The sequence below is a fragment of the Corynebacterium sp. ACRPO genome (assembly GCF_022347205.1).
Lineage (GTDB): Bacteria > Actinomycetota > Actinomycetes > Mycobacteriales > Mycobacteriaceae > Corynebacterium.
The window spans coordinates 275,141-293,066 of sequence record NZ_JAKRNE010000001.1 but is presented as its reverse complement, the minus strand read 5'-3'; the positions used below and the strand labels follow the sequence as shown (position 1 = coordinate 293,066).

The following is a 17,926-nucleotide window of genomic DNA, read 5'->3' as shown; positions in this document are numbered from 1 at the left end:
TATGTCCAGCGCCTAGCGCACGTATTCAATAAGAACGTCATCACCCAGGGCCTTCATTCCCACCCGGTGGAAACGGGTGGCCCCTGCCAGCGTCTGGGTCACGGGGTGCGCGAGCACGCCACGGCCTTCGCCCAGCAAAAGCGGTGCAATATAGGCAGAGATCGCATCCACCAAGTCGGCCTTGAGGAAGCTGCTGGCCAGGCCTGCGCCTCCTTCCACGAGGACGTCGCGGGCACCGGTGGCGTAGAGCTCCAAAAGAGCTTCTTCGATGCTCTCGTACTGCTCGTACCCCAACTCGCGCAGGTGGCTTGCTGCATCGCCCGCCGATGCCAAATCACGCTTGCCAATGACCACCCGGCGTGGCTGGTGCGCGCGCAAGCTGCCGTCGTTAAAGCGTGCGGTGAGCGAGGGATTATCAGCCAGCGCCGTGCCGGTGCCCACCACGATGGCATCGCGGTGCGCCCTATCGGCATGCACCCAGTCGCGCGCTTCCTCGCCCGTAATCCATTGGCTGGTTCCATCGGCCGCGGCCGTGAAACCGTCCAGCGTTTGCGCGAACTTCAAGGTGACGTGGGGCCGTTGGGTGCGCACGGCGAATAGCCATGGCACCAAAGCATCCTCGGCGTGCGGGGGCTTTTCTAGCTTGGCGACGTCCACTCCAGCCTCCGCCAACACTTCTGCTCCACCCGCAGCCTGCGGGGTGGGATCGGCGTGGAGGTAGTACACGCGAGCCACGCCGGCATCGATAAGCGCCTGCGCGCAGGGACCCGTACGGCCGGTATGCGCGCAGGGTTCCAAGGTGACCACGGCCGTGGCCCCGCGTGCTTTACCTCCGGCCTCCTGCAACGCCATGACCTCGGCATGCGCGCCTCCCACGGGCTGGGTGGCGCCGACGCCCACAACCTCCCCAGCTGGCGACACGATGACCGCGCCTACCGGTGGGTTAGGGCTCGTGGTTCCACGAACTTCAGCACCCGCGGCCATTGCGCGCAATAGCGCTGCGGAGAGAGTGCTGTTCTGGTTCTCCGCGGCCATCAGGCACCAGCCGCCAGATCACGCAGCTGCTTGACGACGCCGGCGGGATCATCCGACTTGAATACGGCTGAGCCTGCCACGAAAGCGTCGCAACCCGCCTCCGCGGCTGCCTCGATGGTCTCGGGCGAAATGCCGCCATCGATCTCGATGACGGTCTCAAGGCCCTGCTCATCAATGCTGCGGCGCAGCTTACGGACCTTCTCCAGCATTTCTGGCATGAATTTTTGTCCGCCGAAGCCAGGCTCGACAGACATCACGAGCACCTCATCGAAATGGTGCAGCTTATCCAACCACGGCTCGATGGCAGTGCCTGGCTTGATGGAAAAGGCCGCACGCACGCCCAAATCGCGGATGCGCTGGGCCAAGTCCACTGCCGCCTGGTCATCGGCGACGGCCTCCACGTGGAAGATAATCGTATGCGCGCCCGCCTTGGCATAGGTCTCCACCCACTTTTCGGGTTCCTCAATCATGAGGTGGACATCTAGTGGCTTATTGGTGCTGCGATGGACCGTGGCCGTGAGATCTGGGCCGAAAGACAGGTTGGGCACAAAGTGCCCATCCATAATGTCCACATGGACCCAGTCTGCGGTATCAATCGCCGCTAGTTCCTCGCCCAAGCGAGAAAAATCGGCGGCCAGGATGGAAGGGGAAATAATCGGTGCGGACATGCCCACCAGTCTATCGCGATTAGTCGGCTGCGCGGCGAAGGGCCGCAAAGAACATGGCGTCGGTACCGTGCCGATGCGGCCACATTTGCACGGATTTCTCATGGCCTACATCGCCCATATCAGGAATGAGAGCATGTGCGTCGAGTTCTTCCGCGCCAAGTTCGCGCACAGCGCGGTCAACGATGCCCCGGGTTTCGCGCAGATCTGGCGAACAGGTGGAATAGATGACCACGCCACCTGGACGCACTAGGTTTAATGCGGAAGACAAGAGCTCGAATTGCAGCTGGTTGAGCTCGGTAATGTCAGACTCGGACTTGCGCCACCGCGCCTCGGGGCGGCGACGGAGGGCACCGAGGCCGGAACAGGGGGCATCGACAAGCACGCGGTCAAAGCCCTCCCCCACGCCGGGATTGCGGCCATCTGCCACATGGACGTCCACAGGTAAATCGCTCACCGTCTTCCCAATCAGCGCCGCTCGGTGCGGGGATACCTCCACTGCATCGACGTGCGCGGAGTCGATGCGGGCAAGCGCCCCCATGAGGGCCGCCTTTCCGCCAGGACCGGCGCAGAGATCCAGCCACCGGCCGGTATCCTCGCCCTCGAGGGGCGCCTCGCATACCGCGCGGGCAATCAGCTGCGAACCCTCGTCCTGGACGGCCGCCAATCCTTGGCGCACGGGTTCCAATTGGCCGGGGTCACCGGATTCCATGTACACCGCATAAGGGGAATAGCGCCCCTCCTCATTGCCGGTCATCAGGGCCAATTCCTCGGCCGAGATTTCCCCAGGGCGCGCCACCAGATGCACCGAAGGTCGATCCGAATCTGCCGCCAGGGCAGCCTCCAACTCCCCTAGGCCCAACACGCGGCTAAACGATTCCGCAATCCAGGTGGGGTGGGCATGCTTAAAGGCGATGCCGGCGATTTCCCCCTGTGGAGCGAGCTTGTCCAGCCAGGTCTTAGCTGGCGTGCGCGTAATGGTGCGCATGATGCCATTAGCAAAGCCCTTGGCTTTGACTTCACCGGCGGCTTCTACCAAACGAACGGTGGTATCAACCGCCGCGTGTGGCTCCACGCGGGTATAAAGAACTTGATAGGTGCCTAGGCGCAAGGCATCAACCACGGCTGGGGAAATGGCCTCGAGGCCGCGCGAAGAGCACTCTGCGATGACGGCATCAACTACGCCAAGGGTGCGCAGCGTCCCGTAGGTGATTTCGGTGGCGAAGGCGGCATCGCGCCCCTTGAGCTTTTGCTTGCGTAGTGCCTTGGGCAAAATGAGGTTGGCGAAAGCATCATCCTCGCTTACCCTGCGCACCACGTCGAAGGCGACCGCACGCGGCGCATCCACGCCCGCAGCCAGCGCGGCCTGAATCAGTCCGCTTTCCTGGCGCTTGCCGGGACGCTGGCCCTTAGCAGCAGCCTGCCGGCCCCTGTGCTGCCCACCGCGGCTACCATGCGGCTGCCGTTGCGGGCGGCCGCCGCGACCCTTCACACCAGCGGATTTGTGGGAGTCCTGCGGCTTACCCGCCGGCGACTTATCCCCGGACTTGCTGCGGGAACGGAAACCTCCACTCATTGAAACTTCACCTCGGCATCCTTGCCTAGTCCGCGGGCCCAATCGGCCGCATTCATCATCTTCTTTCCCGGAGGCTGGATTTTACCCAGCTGGACTGGCTGCGTACCGGTACCGATGAATACGGCATTCTTGGCAATGTGCAGCTGCCCTGGTTCTAGTACCTGTGGAACCGCCGCCTCATCTTTGAGGCTAACCGGTCCAATCTTCACGCGGGCCTCGTCCCACATGGTCCATGCACCCGGACCAGGCGTATGTGCGCGAATGTGCCGATCGATGGCAAATGCCGGTTGGGTCCACTCCACGCGGGCTTGCGCGGTAGAGATTTTCGGCGCATAGGTAGCCTCACCCTGCTGCGGTTGTGCCTCCAGCTGCCCCGCCGCTAAGCCATCCATGGTGGCCACGAGCAGATCGCCACCGGAATAGGCAAGGCGCGTCAACAGGTCATCAGCAGTATCGGTGCCTTTAATCTCCTCCGTCACGGTGCCGAACACCGGGCCGGTATCAAGGCCCTCTTCAATGCGGAAGGTTGATGCGCCGGTCACGTCATCGCCTGCGGCAATGGCCGCCTGCACTGGTGCCGCGCCGCGCCATGCCGGAAGCAAGGAAAAATGCAGGTTTACCCAGCCATGCTGTGGTAGTTCCAGCAGGTCCTTAGTCACCAGATTGCCGTAGGCCACCACCGGAATCGCCTCTGGTTGCAATTCCTTTAAGCGGGCACGCAGCGCCTGACCGTCCTCCGAGTCAGGGCACAGGGTGGTTGGGGTCAATACTTCAATGCCATGTTCTTGGGCGAGCGCCTTCACTGGGCTCGGGTGAAGAGTGCGGCCGCGGCCCTTCTTCGCGTCTGGGCGAGTGATTACCGCCACCACCTCGTGCGACGAGGCAAGCAGCTTTTCCAAGGCCACAACGGCTGGCTCAGGGGTACCGGCAAAAATAATCCGCATGCGGGGAAACTCTCCTCTTAATGTCGTTCAAAATACTAGGCTACAACGCCGCAACGCTGCCGCCACAGCGAGCGGGCTACGAGGCGTTAAACCACTCGGATTCACGGATGGCGCGCATAGCCTCCTTGCGCACTGGCGCCTCCAAGCGTTGTAGGAAGAGCACCCCATCGAGGTGGTCCGTCTCATGCTGGATGCACCGAGCCATCAGTCCTGAGGCCACCATGAACACAGGGCGCCCCTCAATATCCTGGCCAGTCACAAAAACCTGGTTGAACCTCGTGGTTTCCGCGCTAATTCCCGGAATGGATAGGCATCCTTCCGGGCCTGTTTGCTGCTGCTCTCCCACCGGAGTCCAGGCCGGGTTAACAATCGCCCCACGCAGCCCAGATTGGGTATGCGAGCAGTCATAGACGAAGATTCGCTTCAAAATCCCCACCTGATTAGCCGCTAGCCCTACTCCCCCAGCTTTGTCCATGGTCTCGAGCATATCGCTCGCCAGAGCACGCAGACTAGCATCAAATTTACTAATTTCCTCCGCGCGGCTGCCCAAGACTGGGTCGCCGTAGATACGCAGCTCTCGAAGGGACATGGCAATCACACCTTTCTCATGGTACCGAGACCAAGCCGGCCGGCGGTGGCGGCTTCCTCCGTCGAGATTAGCGCATGAGCGCCTATGGCCCCGATATGGCTAACCCACGTGGATAGGGTCAACCACAATGCGCAAAGGCAGGTCATCCTTGCGGGCGCTGCGCGCGGCGTTGGCGCTGCGCAAAGCCCGCCCCAATTGGGACCGCGGCCCCAGCGGGGTGCGCACGACCAGCCGCTGCGGTGGGCCAAAGCGCTGGCTATCGTAGTCACCAGGCAGGCTCTGCCCCGGCGGAAGGGGAACTGGTCCTAATACCTCCGCGTGGTCTGGAAGATCCACAAGCTCGGCAAAGCCATCTAGGGATGCATCCGCACCGTCGATGGCAGCAAAATGCACCGCGGGTGGGAAGCGCACTTCGCGCCGGGCAGCAAGCTCTGCCGCGGCCGCGCCCACCATATCCCAACGCAGGAAATGCTGGACTACGGTAAGCGAGTCATCGGCCGCCAGGATTACTCGACCACCCTTGAAATGCGGCTGCACCAAGGTAGCCGCCTGCGCCCACTTCGCTAGGGTATCCTCCGTGGCGCGCAGGTCTTGCCGGTTGAGCAATGCCCCGGCATCCAAGAGCAACGCCGCGCCATAGGCTCCATCTTTTACTCTCGGTTCCGCACCAGGGGTGGCAATGACCAGCGCCGGCGCATTGTCCACCGCATCGAGCACCTTGTTTCCGCCTGAGACCACCACCCGCGTATTGGGAAAGGCCCGGCCCATTTCTTCCGCAGTGCGCTCCGAGCCCAACACGATGGCCCGCAGGCGCGGTGACCCGCATTCGGTGCACCGATGCCGTGCCTCAATGCGACCGCACCAGCGGCAGGTAGGCATTCCCGCTTCGTCCGGGCCTGCGCTTGCCGACGCCCCTTTGGGCGGCAGCCCCAATGGCCCATTGCAATGCCGGCAGCGAGCCGGCGCTCGGCACTGGCCACAGGCCAAAATGGGCGCATACCCCTTGCGCGGGACCTGCACCAACACGGGCTCTCCTCTATCCAGCGCTTGGTGGGCGGCTTGGAAGGCCTGCGCCTGTACTTTTGTGGTGCCGCCCTGGAGGTCGCGGGCGATCGATAGCCCAAAGGACCCCACCGCCTCGATAGCCGGGCAACGCGCCGATATGGTCTGCTCTTTTGCCACCACGTCGTGCGCCCATCCTGATTCCACGAGGAGCTGTGTCTCCGCCGTCCGCGAATGGTTGGCCAAAACCATGCTGCAGCCTTCGAAGGCTGAGCGAGTGGTAAGCACTTCCCTCGCGTGGACATAGGGCTTGAGGTTGTCGACCAAATTATCATTGCCATCATCGAGGATCACCGCCAGTTGCAGGTCTTTGACCGGGGCAAAAGCGGCGGACCTGGTACCAATGACCACGCGGGCTTGGCCCACTAGAGCGGAGAGATAGCGGCGATAGCGCGCCTGCGGGCCCATGCTATTAGTCAGCACCGTAATCTGCTTTGCCCCAAGTACCTGGCGAAGCGCGGCGTCTAAAGCATCAACGCCCTTCTGGTCCGGGGCGACGAGGAGAACCCCTCCTCCCCCAAGCGCCACTTTGGCAGCGAGTGCAGCCAGCGCATGTGCCCAATCATCGCCCGGGGCGATTTGCCAGGCGGCACGGGCGAGCTTGCCGGCCAGAATCGAATCGACAAAAGCCTCGCCATGTTGATAGGCCGACCATCCTGATAGGTCGGGCTCGCTCGTGGTGCCGAGCTCCTCCCACGGGGTTTCTAGGTCGGATTCTTCCGCTTTGGCGTGCCGCGGCGGGATAGCGGAGCGGATAATGTCTGAGCGCACCCCGCCGTAGCGGTCAGCGAGGGCGTCGACAAGCCGGGCCAGCTGCGGCGAATAAACCTGGAAGGGTGAGATGATGCGCTCGATAAAGCGCAGGTTGCCGCCAAATTCAGAATCATGCCGGCGTTCTATGACAATCGCGTCCACCAAGCGCCCGTTGAAGCGGATGCGCACTTTAATCCCCGGTTGGACTTCTTCCGAGTCTGCCTCTTCAACGAGGTAATCAAATCCTCGGTCCAGGTGCGCAACCCCTAAAAGAGGCAACACCCGCGCAACCGGCTTCCGGGTGGCGGGTGTTTTCTTAGACATAGGCCTCGATTCTACAGACCAGCGGCAGCACGCAACGCTTCCACTCGGTTCAACTGCTCCCACGGCAGCTCAACGTCGGTGCGGCCAAAGTGACCGTAAGCCGCAGTTTGCGCATAGATGGGACGCAACAGGTCGAGCTCGCGAATGATAGCGGCCGGGCGCAGGTCAAATACCTGATTCACCGCAGCCTGGATATTCGCATCGCTCAGCCCTTCCTTGGCGGTACCAAAGGTCTCCACATACAAGCCGACCGGCTTGGCGCGGCCGATGGCGTAAGCCACCTGGACTTCAGCGCGATCTGCCAAGCCCGCGGCGACGATATTCTTAGCCACCCAGCGCATGGCATAAGCAGCGGAACGGTCCACCTTGCTTGGGTCCTTGCCGGAGAAGGCGCCGCCGCCGTGGCGAGCCATGCCGCCGTAGGTATCGACGATGATCTTGCGGCCGGTAAGACCGGCATCGCCCATCGGTCCGCCAAGAATGAAGGAACCGGAAGGGTTGACCAACAAGGTCGTCTCTTCGGTGTAGTACTTGTCCAAGCCGGCGTCCTTGATAACCCATTCAAGGACCTCACTGCGCAAGGGACCTTCCAACCAAGCGCTATCGACCTCGGCATCGTGCTGCGTGGAAATGACCACGGTATCCAGGTGGGACGGCTCATTGTCGTCGGTATAGGCAAAGGTAACCTGGGTCTTGCCATCCGGGCGGAGGTGATCGACGATGCCTTCCTTGCGTACCTGCGTCAGACGGCGGGACAGGCGGTGCGCCAAAGCGATAGGCAGTGGCATGTACTCAGCGGTCTCATTGGAAGCATAGCCGAACATCAGGCCCTGGTCGCCTGCGCCAGCGGTATCGTTTTCGGCATCATAGTCCTCGTCATGGGCGCGGGCTTCAGTGGAGTTATCTACGCCCGCGCCAATTTCCTGGGACTGCTCGCCGATGGCGATATTCACACCGCAAGTGTTGCCATCAAAGCCGACTTCTGAAGAAGTAAAACCGATGGATTTAAGGGTGTCACGCACCAGCGCCGGGATTTCGACGTATGCCTCGGTGCGAACCTCGCCCACCACGTGGACTTGGCCGGTGGTTACCAACGTCTCAACGGCCACGCGGGATGCTGGATCCTTTTCTAGCAGGGCATCAAGGATGGCGTCAGAAATGGCGTCACAAATCTTATCGGGATGGCCTTCCGTAACGGACTCGCTGGTAAAAAGACGAGTTGCCACTGCAGCGTTATCAGTCACAAAAACTTCCTTTGTTCTCACTGTTGATTCGATGCTGTGGGTTTTCTACGCCCAAGCCTAATACCTCGCAAGCCTAGACCAAGCGGTCTATAAAAGCAATTTTAGTTGTCTACCCTTGAAACATTTCATTCACGGCCGAAAGAATCTGAGCGGCGACAACCTGCTTCGAGCCATGCTCCACGCGTTGCGGCGCGGAATCCGGGCGCAAGATCCACCCCTCGCTGGACTTTTGACCAAAAGTCTTTCCGCGCCCGACCTCATTGGCCATGAGCACATCGCAGCCTTTACGCGCAAACTTTTCCTGGGCGTAGTCTAAGGCGGACTTCTGAGCATCACCGGTTTCGGCGGCGAACCCCACAATTACGCACTCGGCAGGGATTTCCGAGCGGTTGCGCGCAGCGACAAGCCCTTTGAGCACATCCGGGTTTTCCACCAGATGGAGCGTCGAGAGTGCATCGTCTGCCTGCCCCTTCTTCATCTTTGATTCGGCGACCACCGCCGGACGGAAGTCAGAGACTGCAGCGGCCATGATCACCACGTCCGCATCGCGGGACTCCTCGCGCATGGCGTCCTCCAACTCACGGGTGGAGACAATGTGCCGGAGCTTCGCGCCGCTTGGCACAGGAAGCTGGGCGGTATTACCCGCAACGAGGGTGACCTTGGCCCCCATCTGGGCGGCCCATTCCGCGAGCGCGAATCCCTGCCTGCCGGAAGAGCGATTACCCAAGTATCGGACCGGATCCAGCTCTTCCTGGGTACCGCCGGCTGATATGACGACTTTCTTGCCCTGCCAGGTGTGCTGCACTCGATAGCCTGCTAGTTCAGTACGGATAATCTCCGCGATTTGTTCCGGCTCCGGCAAACGACCCGGGCCAGAATCCTTGCCGGTAAGGCGTCCGTGGGCGGGCTCGATGACGGTAATACCGCGGCGCCGCAAAGTAGCCACGTTGTCCTGCGTAGCGGGGTTATGCCACATCTCAGTGTGCATGGCCGGGGCCACAATAACCGGGCACGTCGCGACCAATACGGTGGCCGTGAGCAAATCGTCTGCTCGGCCTGCAGCCAACCGCGCGATAAGATCCGCGGTGGCAGGCGCAATGACCACTGCATCCGCATGCTGTCCTACGTTGACGTGCTGCACCTCATCCACGGCCTGAAACACACTCGTGGCGACGGGATGGCCGGACAGTGCCTCAAACGTGGCCGCGCCCACGAAGTTCAGTGCACTTTCCGTGGGGACAACGCGGACGTCATCGCCCGCTTCTTTGAGGTTGCGCACGAGGTGGCACGCCTTGTAGGCAGCGATGCCGCCAGCGACGCCCAGAACAATATTGCGAGAGGTATCTTTATCAGTCACACCGCACGATGGTACCTGCCAACATAGACAAAGGCTCCACCCGCCGCGACCAAGAGGTGCACCCTAATTCGGGGATGCACATCCGTGGCGGCGCGTGGAGCCTTAAAGCTATTACACGCTTAGTGCTAGCTACTTGCCTTCCTCGTGGTCAAGCAGGCCAGCATCAATCTCGCGCAATGCGATGGACAAAGGCTTTTCGCCTGGCTCTGGGGTAACCAGCGGGCCTACGAACTCGAAGACACCTTCATCCTGCTCTTGGTAGTAGCTATTGATCTGGCGTGCGCGCTTAGCGGCAAAGATGACCAAAGCGTACTTAGAGGAAACCTTGTCCAAAAGCTCATCGATCGGGGGATCAGTAATGCCGATCGGATCATCAAATACTGGTTCCGCCTTTGCGGCTTCAGTGTTAGAAGGGGTGGTCACGTTAGTCACATGCACCTTTACATTGATTGAAGATGGTCAAAAAGGAGGTCTATGCCCGCAGGATATCACTAATGGCAGATACTGCCTCGTCCAGATCCTCGTTCACAACGACGTGATCGAACTCGTCCTGTGCGGCTAGTTCCTCATGCGCAGTTTGCAACCTACGGTCAATGACGTCTTGCGGCTCAGTACCGCGGCCGGTAAGCCGCTCCACAAGTACCTCCCATGACGGGGGTGCCAAAAAGACCAGGTCTGCCTCCGGCAGCGCTTTCTTAACACTCCGGGCACCCGCGAGATCCACCTCAACGAGTACCGGGCGGCCAGCGGCCAAAGCTTCCTCTACCGGCTGGGCGGGCGTTCCAGAGCGCTGCAATCCGCCGTGGATATCAGCCCATTCGAGCATCTCCCCGGCATCAATTCGCTCCTGGAAGGTTTCTGGGGTGACGAAGAAGTAGTCGACACCGTCCTGCTCCCCGGGGCGGGGCTGGCGCGTGGTCATAGACACGCTGAAATACAGCCCCTCGACGTCACTGCGCAGACGCGAAACTACGGTGGATTTTCCCACTGCGGAAGGCCCCGCCAATACGACGAGGCGCCCGCGTGCAGTTGCGTCAGCCATGGTTGTGACTATTCGCCGTAACCGAAACGCTCGAGGAGAGCACGACGCTGACGCTCACCTAGGCCGCGCAGACGACGGGTCTGAGCAATCTCCAGGTCCTCCATGATTTCCTTAGCCTTGACCTTGCCAACCTTCGGCAGAGCCTCGAGGAGTGCAGAAACCTTGGTCTTGCCGATGATCTCATCGGTCTCAGCCTTTTCGAGCACGTCCTTCAGGTCGGTCTCGCCGCGCTTGAGCGCAGCCTTGAGCTCGGCGCGAGCCTTGCGGGCCTCAGCGGCCTTTGCGAGAGCTTCCTTGCGCTGCTCATCAGTCAACTTTGGAAGGGCCACGGGTTTCCTCCGATTCATTAGATTGATTCTGTTACGTCTAGTACTTGGTACCAGATTACGGTTGCCTAACGCAGTTAATACACCGCGGAAAGTTATTAATAACCTTCGAGCAAACCGACTTCTGGCAATCCTAGCACTGCTCATTGAACGGTGACGATTAGCGGGTCCAAAAGCACGCCTATTTTAGCACGTCACCGCACATACCTTAAACAAAGTACCAGGTAAACGGCGCGGCTGTTAATCAGCCACGCCGCCCGTTCTAGTCCCGGAACTCCGCTGCCACCTGAGCAACTGCTTTGCGCAGGTCAGCGACGTCCGGACCCTGCTCCAGCACTGCTCGGGACACATTGGCAAATCCCAGCGAGGGATGAGCAGAAACAATGCTGTGCACCTGCTCTGGGCCAGCGCCCTGGGCGCCAACACCGGGCAGAAGCACCGGACCATTGAGTGCATCGAGGCGCGGCGGATTGTCTAACGTAGCGCCGACGACTACGCCGACATCGCCAGGCTTGTCGGCCTTGTTCGCCTCGACATTGAACGCGGCGCATTCATCGACGACGCCCTGAGCGATAGTGCTCTCCTCGCCCACCGGGACCGACTGGATGTCACGCGCCTCCGGATTGGAGGTAGCGGCGAGGACGAATACACCGCGGCCAGTTTCTTGGGCCTTGGTGAATACCGGCCCCAGTGCGCCAACGCCTAGATAGGGCGACACGGTCACAGAGTCTGCGCGCAGCGGCGAGCTAGCGCCGAGCCACGCATCTGCATAGCCGGCCATGGTGGAGCCAATATCGCCGCGCTTGGCATCGGCAACAGTAAGGCACCCCGCTTCCCGCAGGGAAGCCAAGACTTCTTCCAGGACCGCGAAGCCCTGAGAGCCAAAGCGCTCAAAGAAAGCGACCTGTGGCTTTACCAAGGCGGCGGTATCGCTAAAGGCTTCAACGCAGCGCATGCTAAAGGTCCGCAGACCTTCAGCGGTGGGCTCCAGCCCCCATTTCTCCAAGAGATATGGATGCGGGTCGATGCCAACGCACAGGCGCCCACGTTCCTGCCCGGCTTCTTCTAGCCGCTCGCCAAATCCTTTAGTGCTGTGGGCCATGCTCAAGCTCCTGGAGTGCGCGTACCTGCAGGTTGCCAATACGCATCGCTTCGATGCCCTGGACGGCTGCGGTTACACCCTGCACGGTGGTCACCAGCGGGATCTCCATGTGTACGGCGGCGGCGCGGATATCGTAGCCATCGTGGCGGGCACCGGCGGAGCCGGCCGGGGTATTGAGAATCCAGTCAATCTCGCCGTTGAAAATCTTATCCACGATGGACTCTTCGCCTTCCTTGGCCTCAGAGACCTTGGCAGCAACCTCGCACTCGATACCGTTGCGGCGCAGCATCTGGGCGGTGCCGGCGGTAGCGACGATGTTGTAGCCCATGTTGGCTAGGCGCTGAATCGGGAAGATCAGGGTGCGCTTGTCGCGGTTGGCAACAGAAACGAAGACGGTGCCCTCCGTGGGCGGTACGGCAAAGGCTGCGATTTCGCCCTTGGCATAGGCCGCGCCAAAGTTGGTAGCCAAGCCCATGACCTCACCGGTGGACTTCATCTCTGGCGAGAGCAGCGTGTCGAGCAGGCTACCATCGGGACGGCGGAAGCGATTGAATGGCAAGACTGCTTCCTTGACGGCAATCGGGTGCTCCAGCGGCAAAGAGCCACCGTCGTATTCGGAAGGAATCATGCCTTCGGCACGCAGATCCGCGATGCTCGAGCCCATCATGACGCGAGAAGCTGCCTTAGCCAGTGGTACGCCGGTGGCCTTGGAGACGAACGGCACGGTACGGGAAGCACGTGGGTTGGCCTCGATGACATAGAGGATGTCGTCCTTCAAGGCGAATTGGACATTCATCAGGCCCTTGACGCCAATGCCCTCGGCGAGCAAGCGGGTGGACGTGCGGACCTTTTCAATGTCCTCGGGTCCAAGTGTCATCGGAGGCAGCGCACAGGAGGAGTCACCGGAGTGGATACCGGCCTCCTCGATGTGCTCCATGACGCCGCCCAGGTAGACCTCGGTGCCGTCGCACAGCGCATCAACATCAATCTCGATGGCGGAATCCAAGAAGCGGTCCACCAGAACCGGGTGGTCCGGAGACAGCTCGGTGGCGCGCTCGATGTAGTCTTCCAGCGCCTTTTCGTCGTAGACGATTTCCATACCGCGGCCGCCCAGCACGTAGGACGGACGAACCAGTACCGGGTAGCCGATGGAGGAAGCAACCTCGCGGGCCTCCGCGAAGGAGGTGGCGGTGCCGTATTCCGGTGCTGCCAATTCTGCCTCATCGAGGACCTTGCCGAATTCGCCGCGATCCTCGGCGGAGTCGATAGCTGCGGGGCTGGTGCCCACAACCGGAACGCCTGCCTCCTCCAAGCGGGCGGCAAGGCCCAGCGGAGTCTGGCCGCCCAGCTGGACAATCACGCCAGCAACGTCACCGGAAGCGGCCTCCGCGTGGTAGACCTCCATGACGTCCTCGAAGGTCAGCGGCTCGAAGTAGAGGCGGTCTGCGGTGTCATAGTCGGTGGAGACGGTCTCCGGGTTGCAGTTGACCATGACGGTCTCGTAGCCCTGATCCGAAAGTTCCAGGGCCGCGTGAACGCAGGAGTAGTCAAACTCGATACCTTGACCAATGCGATTAGGGCCGGAGCCCAAAATGATGACCTTGCCCTTGGAGCCTTCCGGTGCCGGGCGAACCTCGGTCTCGGCATCCGGGTCAAGCTCATAGGAGCTGTAGTGGTACGGGGTCTGTGCTTCGAACTCGCCGGCACAGGTATCTACCGTCTTGTACACGGGGCGGATGCCCATGCGCCAGCGCAGGCTGCGTACGCCATCCTCGCCGTTGAATTCTGGGCGAAGGGCGGCGATTTGGGCGTCGGAAAGCCCAAAGACCTTGGCCTCGCGCAGCAGCTCCTCGGTGAGCACTGGGGCGTCGATAAGCTCCTGGCGGAAGGCCACCAACGTGGCCAGCTCAGCGATGAACCATGGGTCTACGCCGGAAGCCTCGTGGACCTCGTCTACAGAAGCGCCAAGACGAAGGGCTAGCTCGATGTCGTACATGCGGCCCTCGGTTGGGCGCTCCAGATCCTTGAGCACGGCCTGCAGGTCAGTGGCACGCTCGCCCGCGAAGTACTCATCCGGCTTGGTCCAGAAGCCATTCGGCTTGTTCTCCAAAGAACGCATGACCTTGTTCAGGCCCGCGATGTAGTTGCGGCCGATGCCCATGGCCTCACCCACAGACTTCATGGTGGTAGTCAAGGTGTCATCGGCACCCGGGAACTTCTCAAAAGCAAAGCGTGGGGCCTTGACAATGACGTAGTCCAGGGTCGGCTCGAAAGCTGCCTTGGTCTCGCCGGTGATGTCGTTTTGCACCTCGTCCAAGGTGTAGCCAATGGCGAGCTTGGCAGCCAGCTTGGCAATCGGGAAACCGGTGGCCTTGGAGGCGAGCGCGGAGGAACGGGACACGCGCGGGTTCATCTCGATGACGATGATGCGGCCGTCGTCCGGGTTGACCGCGAACTGGATATTGCAGCCGCCGGTATCGACGCCGACCTCGCGGATGATGGCAATGCCCAAGTCACGCATCTTCTGGAACTCACGGTCAGTAAGCGTCAGCGCCGGGGCGACGGTGACGGAATCGCCGGTGTGCACGCCTAGGGCGTCGACGTTTTCGATGGAGGCAACGACCACGACGTTGTCATCGCCATCGCGCATGAGCTCGAGCTCGTATTCCTTCCAGCCCAGGATGGATTCCTCAATGAGTACGTTGGCCTCAGGGGATGCGGCCAAGCCGCCGCCGGCAATGCGGTCCAAGTCTTCATTATTGAAGGCCAGACCGGAGCCCAAACCACCCATGGTGAAGGACGGGCGGACTACGACGGGCAGGCCGAGATTGTCGACGGTCTCGTGGACCTCATCCATGTTGTGGCACACAGCGGAGCGGGCGGACTCACCGCCGATGGAGGCGACGATGTCCTTGAATTTCTGGCGGTCCTCGCCGCGCTCGATGGCGTCAATATCGGCGCCGATGAGCTCAATGCCGTACTTGTCCAAAATTCCTTGGCGGTCCAGCTGCACTGCGGCATTCAGCGCGGTCTGGCCGCCCAAGGTAGCTAACACAGCGTCGATGGGGTGCCCCTCTTCGCGCTCCTTGACCAGAATCTTTTCGATATATTCCGGCTCAATGGGCTCGACGTAGGTGTGATCCGCAAACTCAGGGTCGGTCATGATGGTGGCCGGGTTGGAGTTGACCAGCGTCACGCGCAGGCCCTCTTCCTTGAGCACGCGGCAGGCCTGGGTGCCGGAGTAGTCGAACTCGCAAGCCTGGCCGATGACGATCGGTCCGGAGCCGATGACCAGGACGTGGTTGATGTCGTTGCGCTTTGGCATAGTTATTCTTCCTTTTCCTGGTTGTCTACTTATTTGGGGTGTGGTTAGCCATCAGTTCTTCAAACTGATCAAATAGCGGGTTGGCATCGTGCGGGCCCGCCGCGGATTCTGGGTGATACTGCACGGAGTAGGCCATGCCGTTGCGCAATGCCACGCCCTCCACGGTGTCGTCATTGAGGCAGATATGAGTGATCTGCGCGGGGCCGAAGTCGGTGGCGAACTCGGCGTCGTTGCTGTTTAGGTCATAGCCTTCCGGCGCCTTCAGCGCGAAGCCGTGGTTCTGGGAGGTGATATCAATCTTGCCGGTCACGTTATTGCGCACCGGCACGTTGATGCCACGGTGGCCAAACTTCATCTTGTAGGTGTCCAGGCCAAGCGCGCGGCCCAGGAGCTGGTTGCCAAAGCAGATGCCGAAGAACGGGATTTTAGCTTCGAGCACCTGCTTGATGATGCCCACCATTTCGTCGGCGGTAGCCGGGTCGCCCGGGCCGTTGGAGACGAAGACGCCATCCGGGCTATAGGACTTCACCTTGTCAAAGGAGGTATTTGCGGGCACCACGATGGTTTCAATGCCGCGCTGGGAAAAGTGGCGCGGGGTTGCGGTCTTAACACCCATGTCGAAGGCAACGACGGTGTACTTCTTCTCCCCTACGGCTTCAACCGTGTACGGCTCGTCGGTAGAAACCTCCGCGGCGAGATCGGCGCCTTCCATAGAGTCCTGGGACTTAACTTCCTTGAGCAGCTCCTCTACTGGGCGTTGAGCATCTTCGCCGGAGAACAGGCCGGCGGCGATGGAGCCGTAGTTGCGCAGGTGGCGCACCAAGGTGCGGGTATCGATGCCGCGGATGCCGATGACGCCTTGCTTTTCCATCTCCTCGCTTAGGCTGCGCTCCGCGCGCCAGTTGGATACGCGCTGTGCAAGGTCGCGGATAACGAGGCCAGCAACCCAGATGCGGTTTCCGTGGGACTCGTTGTCCTCATCATTCCAACCGGTATTGCCAATGTGCGGCGCGGCGGATACCACGATCTGGCGGTGGTAGGACGGGTCCGTCATGGTTTCCTGGTAGCCGGTCATCGCCGTGGTGAATACGGCCTCGCCCAAGGTGGTGCCGGTGGCGCCAAAGCCATAACCGCGGAATGTGCGCCCGTCCGCGAGAACGAGGATTGCTGGGGTTCTATCAGTCACGTCGTGGCCTTTCTCTGCCATATAGGTGGTTTCAGTGTGCAAGGTTAGTCTTCTTCGGAGGCTGCCAAGTCAAAAGTGACGGCACCTCGCAAAATGGTGTGGGTAACGCGGGCACCAAATTCTTCGCCAGCGTACGGATTGTTTTCGGACTTGGAGGCCAGCTTCGAGGAATCAGAAACCCAATGGTGGTTTGGGTCCACGATGGTCAAGTTAGCCGGCTCACCTTCCGCGATGGGGCGGCCATGGCCCGGCAGGCGGGTGATTTCTGCAGGGCGCTCGGACATGACGCGGGCAACAAAGCGCCAATCGGCCAAGCCGGTCTCGACGAAGATCTTGGCGATGACGGCCAAAGAAGATTCCAGGCCCAACATGCCAGGGCGGGCATTTTCAAACTCCACGCACTTGTCTTCGGAGCCGTGCGGGGCGTGGTCGGTGGCGACGCAGTCGATGGTGCCATTGAGCAGCGCCTCGCGCAGGGCCTCGGTATCACGCTGTTCGCGCAGCGGCGGGTTGACGCGGAAGAGGCCATCGTAGGTGCGCAGCTTGTCATCGGTCATTAACAGGTGGTGCGGGGTTACCTCGGCGGTGAGAGGAATATCCTGCTCCTTTGCCCACTTCAGTAGCTCCACGGTGCCCTGGGTCGAGGCGTGGCAGATGTGCACGCGGTTGCCGTAGTCGCGCGCCAATAGGGCGTCTCGGGCCACGATGGATTCCTCCGCCACGCGCGGCCACCCGCGCAGGCCGAGCTTGGCCGCGGTCTCGCCTTCATGGGCGGAAGCACCACCGGTCATGCGGTCATCCTCGGCGTGCTGTGCCAGCAGCACGTCCATGCCCTTGGCATATTCCAAGGCGCGACGCATAAGCTGCGGATCCTGGACGCATTTGCCGTCATCGGAGAACATGCGGACTTTGGCGTCCGAGCGGGCCATCATGCCGAATTCAGTCAGCGTCTTGCCTTCCAGGCCCTTGGTAATGGAGCCCACCGGGTGGACGTCGCACAGCGCCAGTGCTTGGGACTTGGCCCATACGGACTCAGCGATAATCGGCTGGTCGGTCACCGGGTTGGTATTAGCCATGGTGAACACGGCGGTGAAACCGCCCTTGGCGGCAGCCTTGGAGCCGGTCTCGATGGTCTCGGTATCCTCGCGACCAGGCTCGCGCAGGTGCACGTGCATATCCACTAGGCCCGGCAAGAGCACGTTGCCCTGGCCGTCGATGACCTGTGCATCCTCGGCTTCTGCCGGAGCGCCGATGGTAGCGATGATGCCGTCCTTGACCACGACATCGGTGGGCTCGCCTTCGCCGTACAGGCGCACATTCTTAATCACCAGTGGGGATTCCGCCGGCGCGGAAAGGCGACCGGTTTCCGGGTAAGTAGTCATTGTCTCTCCCTAAA

15 protein-coding genes are annotated in these 17,926 nt (G+C 61.2%); all 15 read right to left on the bottom strand.

What is annotated here, in order from left to right; genetic code table 11:
• Positions 1 to 12: 12 nt before the first annotated feature.
• The 15 genes from ribD to MHY22_RS01330 all read right to left on the bottom strand — a co-directional run bounded on the left by ribD (position 13) and on the right by MHY22_RS01330 (position 17,912).
• On the bottom strand, positions 13 to 1,035 hold the full coding sequence (gene ribD, locus MHY22_RS01400) for a bifunctional diaminohydroxyphosphoribosylaminopyrimidine deaminase/5-amino-6-(5-phosphoribosylamino)uracil reductase RibD (RefSeq protein WP_239277682.1): 1,023 nt from the start codon (positions 1,033 to 1,035) through the stop codon (positions 13 to 15).
• A complete protein-coding gene (gene rpe, locus MHY22_RS01395; protein WP_239277681.1) occupies positions 1,035 to 1,703 on the bottom strand; it encodes a ribulose-phosphate 3-epimerase in 669 nt (222 codons plus the stop codon). The genes ribD and rpe overlap by 1 nt, the downstream gene beginning before the upstream one ends.
• 19 nt (positions 1,704 to 1,722) lie before the next feature.
• Positions 1,723 to 3,276: an RsmB/NOP family class I SAM-dependent RNA methyltransferase gene (locus tag MHY22_RS01390; RefSeq protein ID WP_239277680.1), complete on the bottom strand. Its 1,554-nt coding sequence runs from the start codon at positions 3,274 to 3,276 to the stop codon at positions 1,723 to 1,725.
• Positions 3,273 to 4,220, bottom strand: coding sequence for a methionyl-tRNA formyltransferase (gene fmt / locus MHY22_RS01385; RefSeq protein ID WP_239277679.1), 948 nt, complete (start codon positions 4,218 to 4,220; stop codon positions 3,273 to 3,275). The genes MHY22_RS01390 and fmt overlap by 4 nt, the downstream gene beginning before the upstream one ends.
• Positions 4,221 to 4,296: 76 nt before the next feature.
• Complete coding sequence (def, locus tag MHY22_RS01380; RefSeq protein ID WP_239277676.1) at positions 4,297 to 4,809, bottom strand: peptide deformylase; 513 nt, start codon at positions 4,807 to 4,809, stop codon at positions 4,297 to 4,299.
• 99 nt (positions 4,810 to 4,908) lie between these two features.
• Positions 4,909 to 6,948 carry a primosomal protein N' gene (locus MHY22_RS01375; protein WP_239277675.1) on the bottom strand — a complete coding sequence of 680 codons (2,040 nt, stop codon included), beginning with the start codon at positions 6,946 to 6,948 and terminating at the stop codon, positions 4,909 to 4,911.
• Between the two features lie 11 nt (positions 6,949 to 6,959).
• On the bottom strand, positions 6,960 to 8,192 hold the full coding sequence (gene metK, locus MHY22_RS01370; protein WP_239277672.1) for a methionine adenosyltransferase: 1,233 nt from the start codon (positions 8,190 to 8,192) through the stop codon (positions 6,960 to 6,962).
• A gap of 109 nt (positions 8,193 to 8,301) precedes the next feature.
• Positions 8,302 to 9,549: a bifunctional phosphopantothenoylcysteine decarboxylase/phosphopantothenate--cysteine ligase CoaBC gene (gene coaBC / locus MHY22_RS01365; protein ID WP_239277671.1), complete on the bottom strand. Its 1,248-nt coding sequence runs from the start codon at positions 9,547 to 9,549 to the stop codon at positions 8,302 to 8,304.
• A gap of 129 nt (positions 9,550 to 9,678) precedes the next feature.
• Positions 9,679 to 9,981 (bottom strand): DNA-directed RNA polymerase subunit omega, encoded by a 303-nt coding sequence (gene rpoZ, locus MHY22_RS01360; RefSeq protein ID WP_005324891.1) that lies wholly within the window; start codon positions 9,979 to 9,981, stop codon positions 9,679 to 9,681.
• A gap of 40 nt (positions 9,982 to 10,021) precedes the next feature.
• Complete coding sequence (gene gmk / locus MHY22_RS01355) at positions 10,022 to 10,591, bottom strand: guanylate kinase (RefSeq protein WP_005324892.1); 570 nt, start codon at positions 10,589 to 10,591, stop codon at positions 10,022 to 10,024.
• A gap of 8 nt (positions 10,592 to 10,599) precedes the next feature.
• Positions 10,600 to 10,920 (bottom strand): integration host factor, actinobacterial type, encoded by a 321-nt coding sequence (gene mihF / locus MHY22_RS01350; RefSeq protein WP_005328460.1) that lies wholly within the window; start codon positions 10,918 to 10,920, stop codon positions 10,600 to 10,602.
• A gap of 259 nt (positions 10,921 to 11,179) precedes the next feature.
• Positions 11,180 to 12,019 (bottom strand): orotidine-5'-phosphate decarboxylase, encoded by an 840-nt coding sequence (gene pyrF, locus MHY22_RS01345; RefSeq protein ID WP_239277670.1) that lies wholly within the window; start codon positions 12,017 to 12,019, stop codon positions 11,180 to 11,182.
• Complete coding sequence (gene carB, locus MHY22_RS01340) at positions 12,003 to 15,344, bottom strand: carbamoyl-phosphate synthase large subunit (protein WP_239277668.1); 3,342 nt, start codon at positions 15,342 to 15,344, stop codon at positions 12,003 to 12,005. The genes pyrF and carB overlap by 17 nt, the downstream gene beginning before the upstream one ends.
• A 25-nt stretch (positions 15,345 to 15,369) precedes the next feature.
• Positions 15,370 to 16,551 (bottom strand): glutamine-hydrolyzing carbamoyl-phosphate synthase small subunit, encoded by a 1,182-nt coding sequence (gene carA / locus MHY22_RS01335; RefSeq protein ID WP_239277666.1) that lies wholly within the window; start codon positions 16,549 to 16,551, stop codon positions 15,370 to 15,372.
• A gap of 23 nt (positions 16,552 to 16,574) precedes the next feature.
• Positions 16,575 to 17,912 carry a dihydroorotase gene (locus MHY22_RS01330; protein WP_239277664.1) on the bottom strand — a complete coding sequence of 446 codons (1,338 nt, stop codon included), beginning with the start codon at positions 17,910 to 17,912 and terminating at the stop codon, positions 16,575 to 16,577.
• Positions 17,913 to 17,926 lie beyond the last annotated feature (14 nt).

Coding starts and splice junctions, on each gene's coding strand:
- ribD (WP_239277682.1), bottom strand. CDS start 1,035: ATGGCCGCGGAGAACCAGAACAGCACTCTCTCCGCAGCGCTATTGCGC.
- rpe (WP_239277681.1), bottom strand. CDS start 1,703: ATGTCCGCACCGATTATTTCCCCTTCCATCCTGGCCGCCGATTTTTCT.
- MHY22_RS01390 (WP_239277680.1), bottom strand. CDS start 3,276: ATGAGTGGAGGTTTCCGTTCCCGCAGCAAGTCCGGGGATAAGTCGCCG.
- fmt (WP_239277679.1), bottom strand. CDS start 4,220: ATGCGGATTATTTTTGCCGGTACCCCTGAGCCAGCCGTTGTGGCCTTG.
- def (WP_239277676.1), bottom strand. CDS start 4,809: ATGTCCCTTCGAGAGCTGCGTATCTACGGCGACCCAGTCTTGGGCAGC.
- MHY22_RS01375 (WP_239277675.1), bottom strand. CDS start 6,948: ATGTCTAAGAAAACACCCGCCACCCGGAAGCCGGTTGCGCGGGTGTTG.
- gmk (WP_005324892.1), bottom strand. CDS start 10,591: ATGGCTGACGCAACTGCACGCGGGCGCCTCGTCGTATTGGCGGGGCCT.
- pyrF (WP_239277670.1), bottom strand. CDS start 12,019: ATGGCCCACAGCACTAAAGGATTTGGCGAGCGGCTAGAAGAAGCCGGG.
- carB (WP_239277668.1), bottom strand. CDS start 15,344: ATGCCAAAGCGCAACGACATCAACCACGTCCTGGTCATCGGCTCCGGA.
- carA (WP_239277666.1), bottom strand. CDS start 16,551: ATGGCAGAGAAAGGCCACGACGTGACTGATAGAACCCCAGCAATCCTC.
- MHY22_RS01330 (WP_239277664.1), bottom strand. CDS start 17,912: ATGACTACTTACCCGGAAACCGGTCGCCTTTCCGCGCCGGCGGAATCC.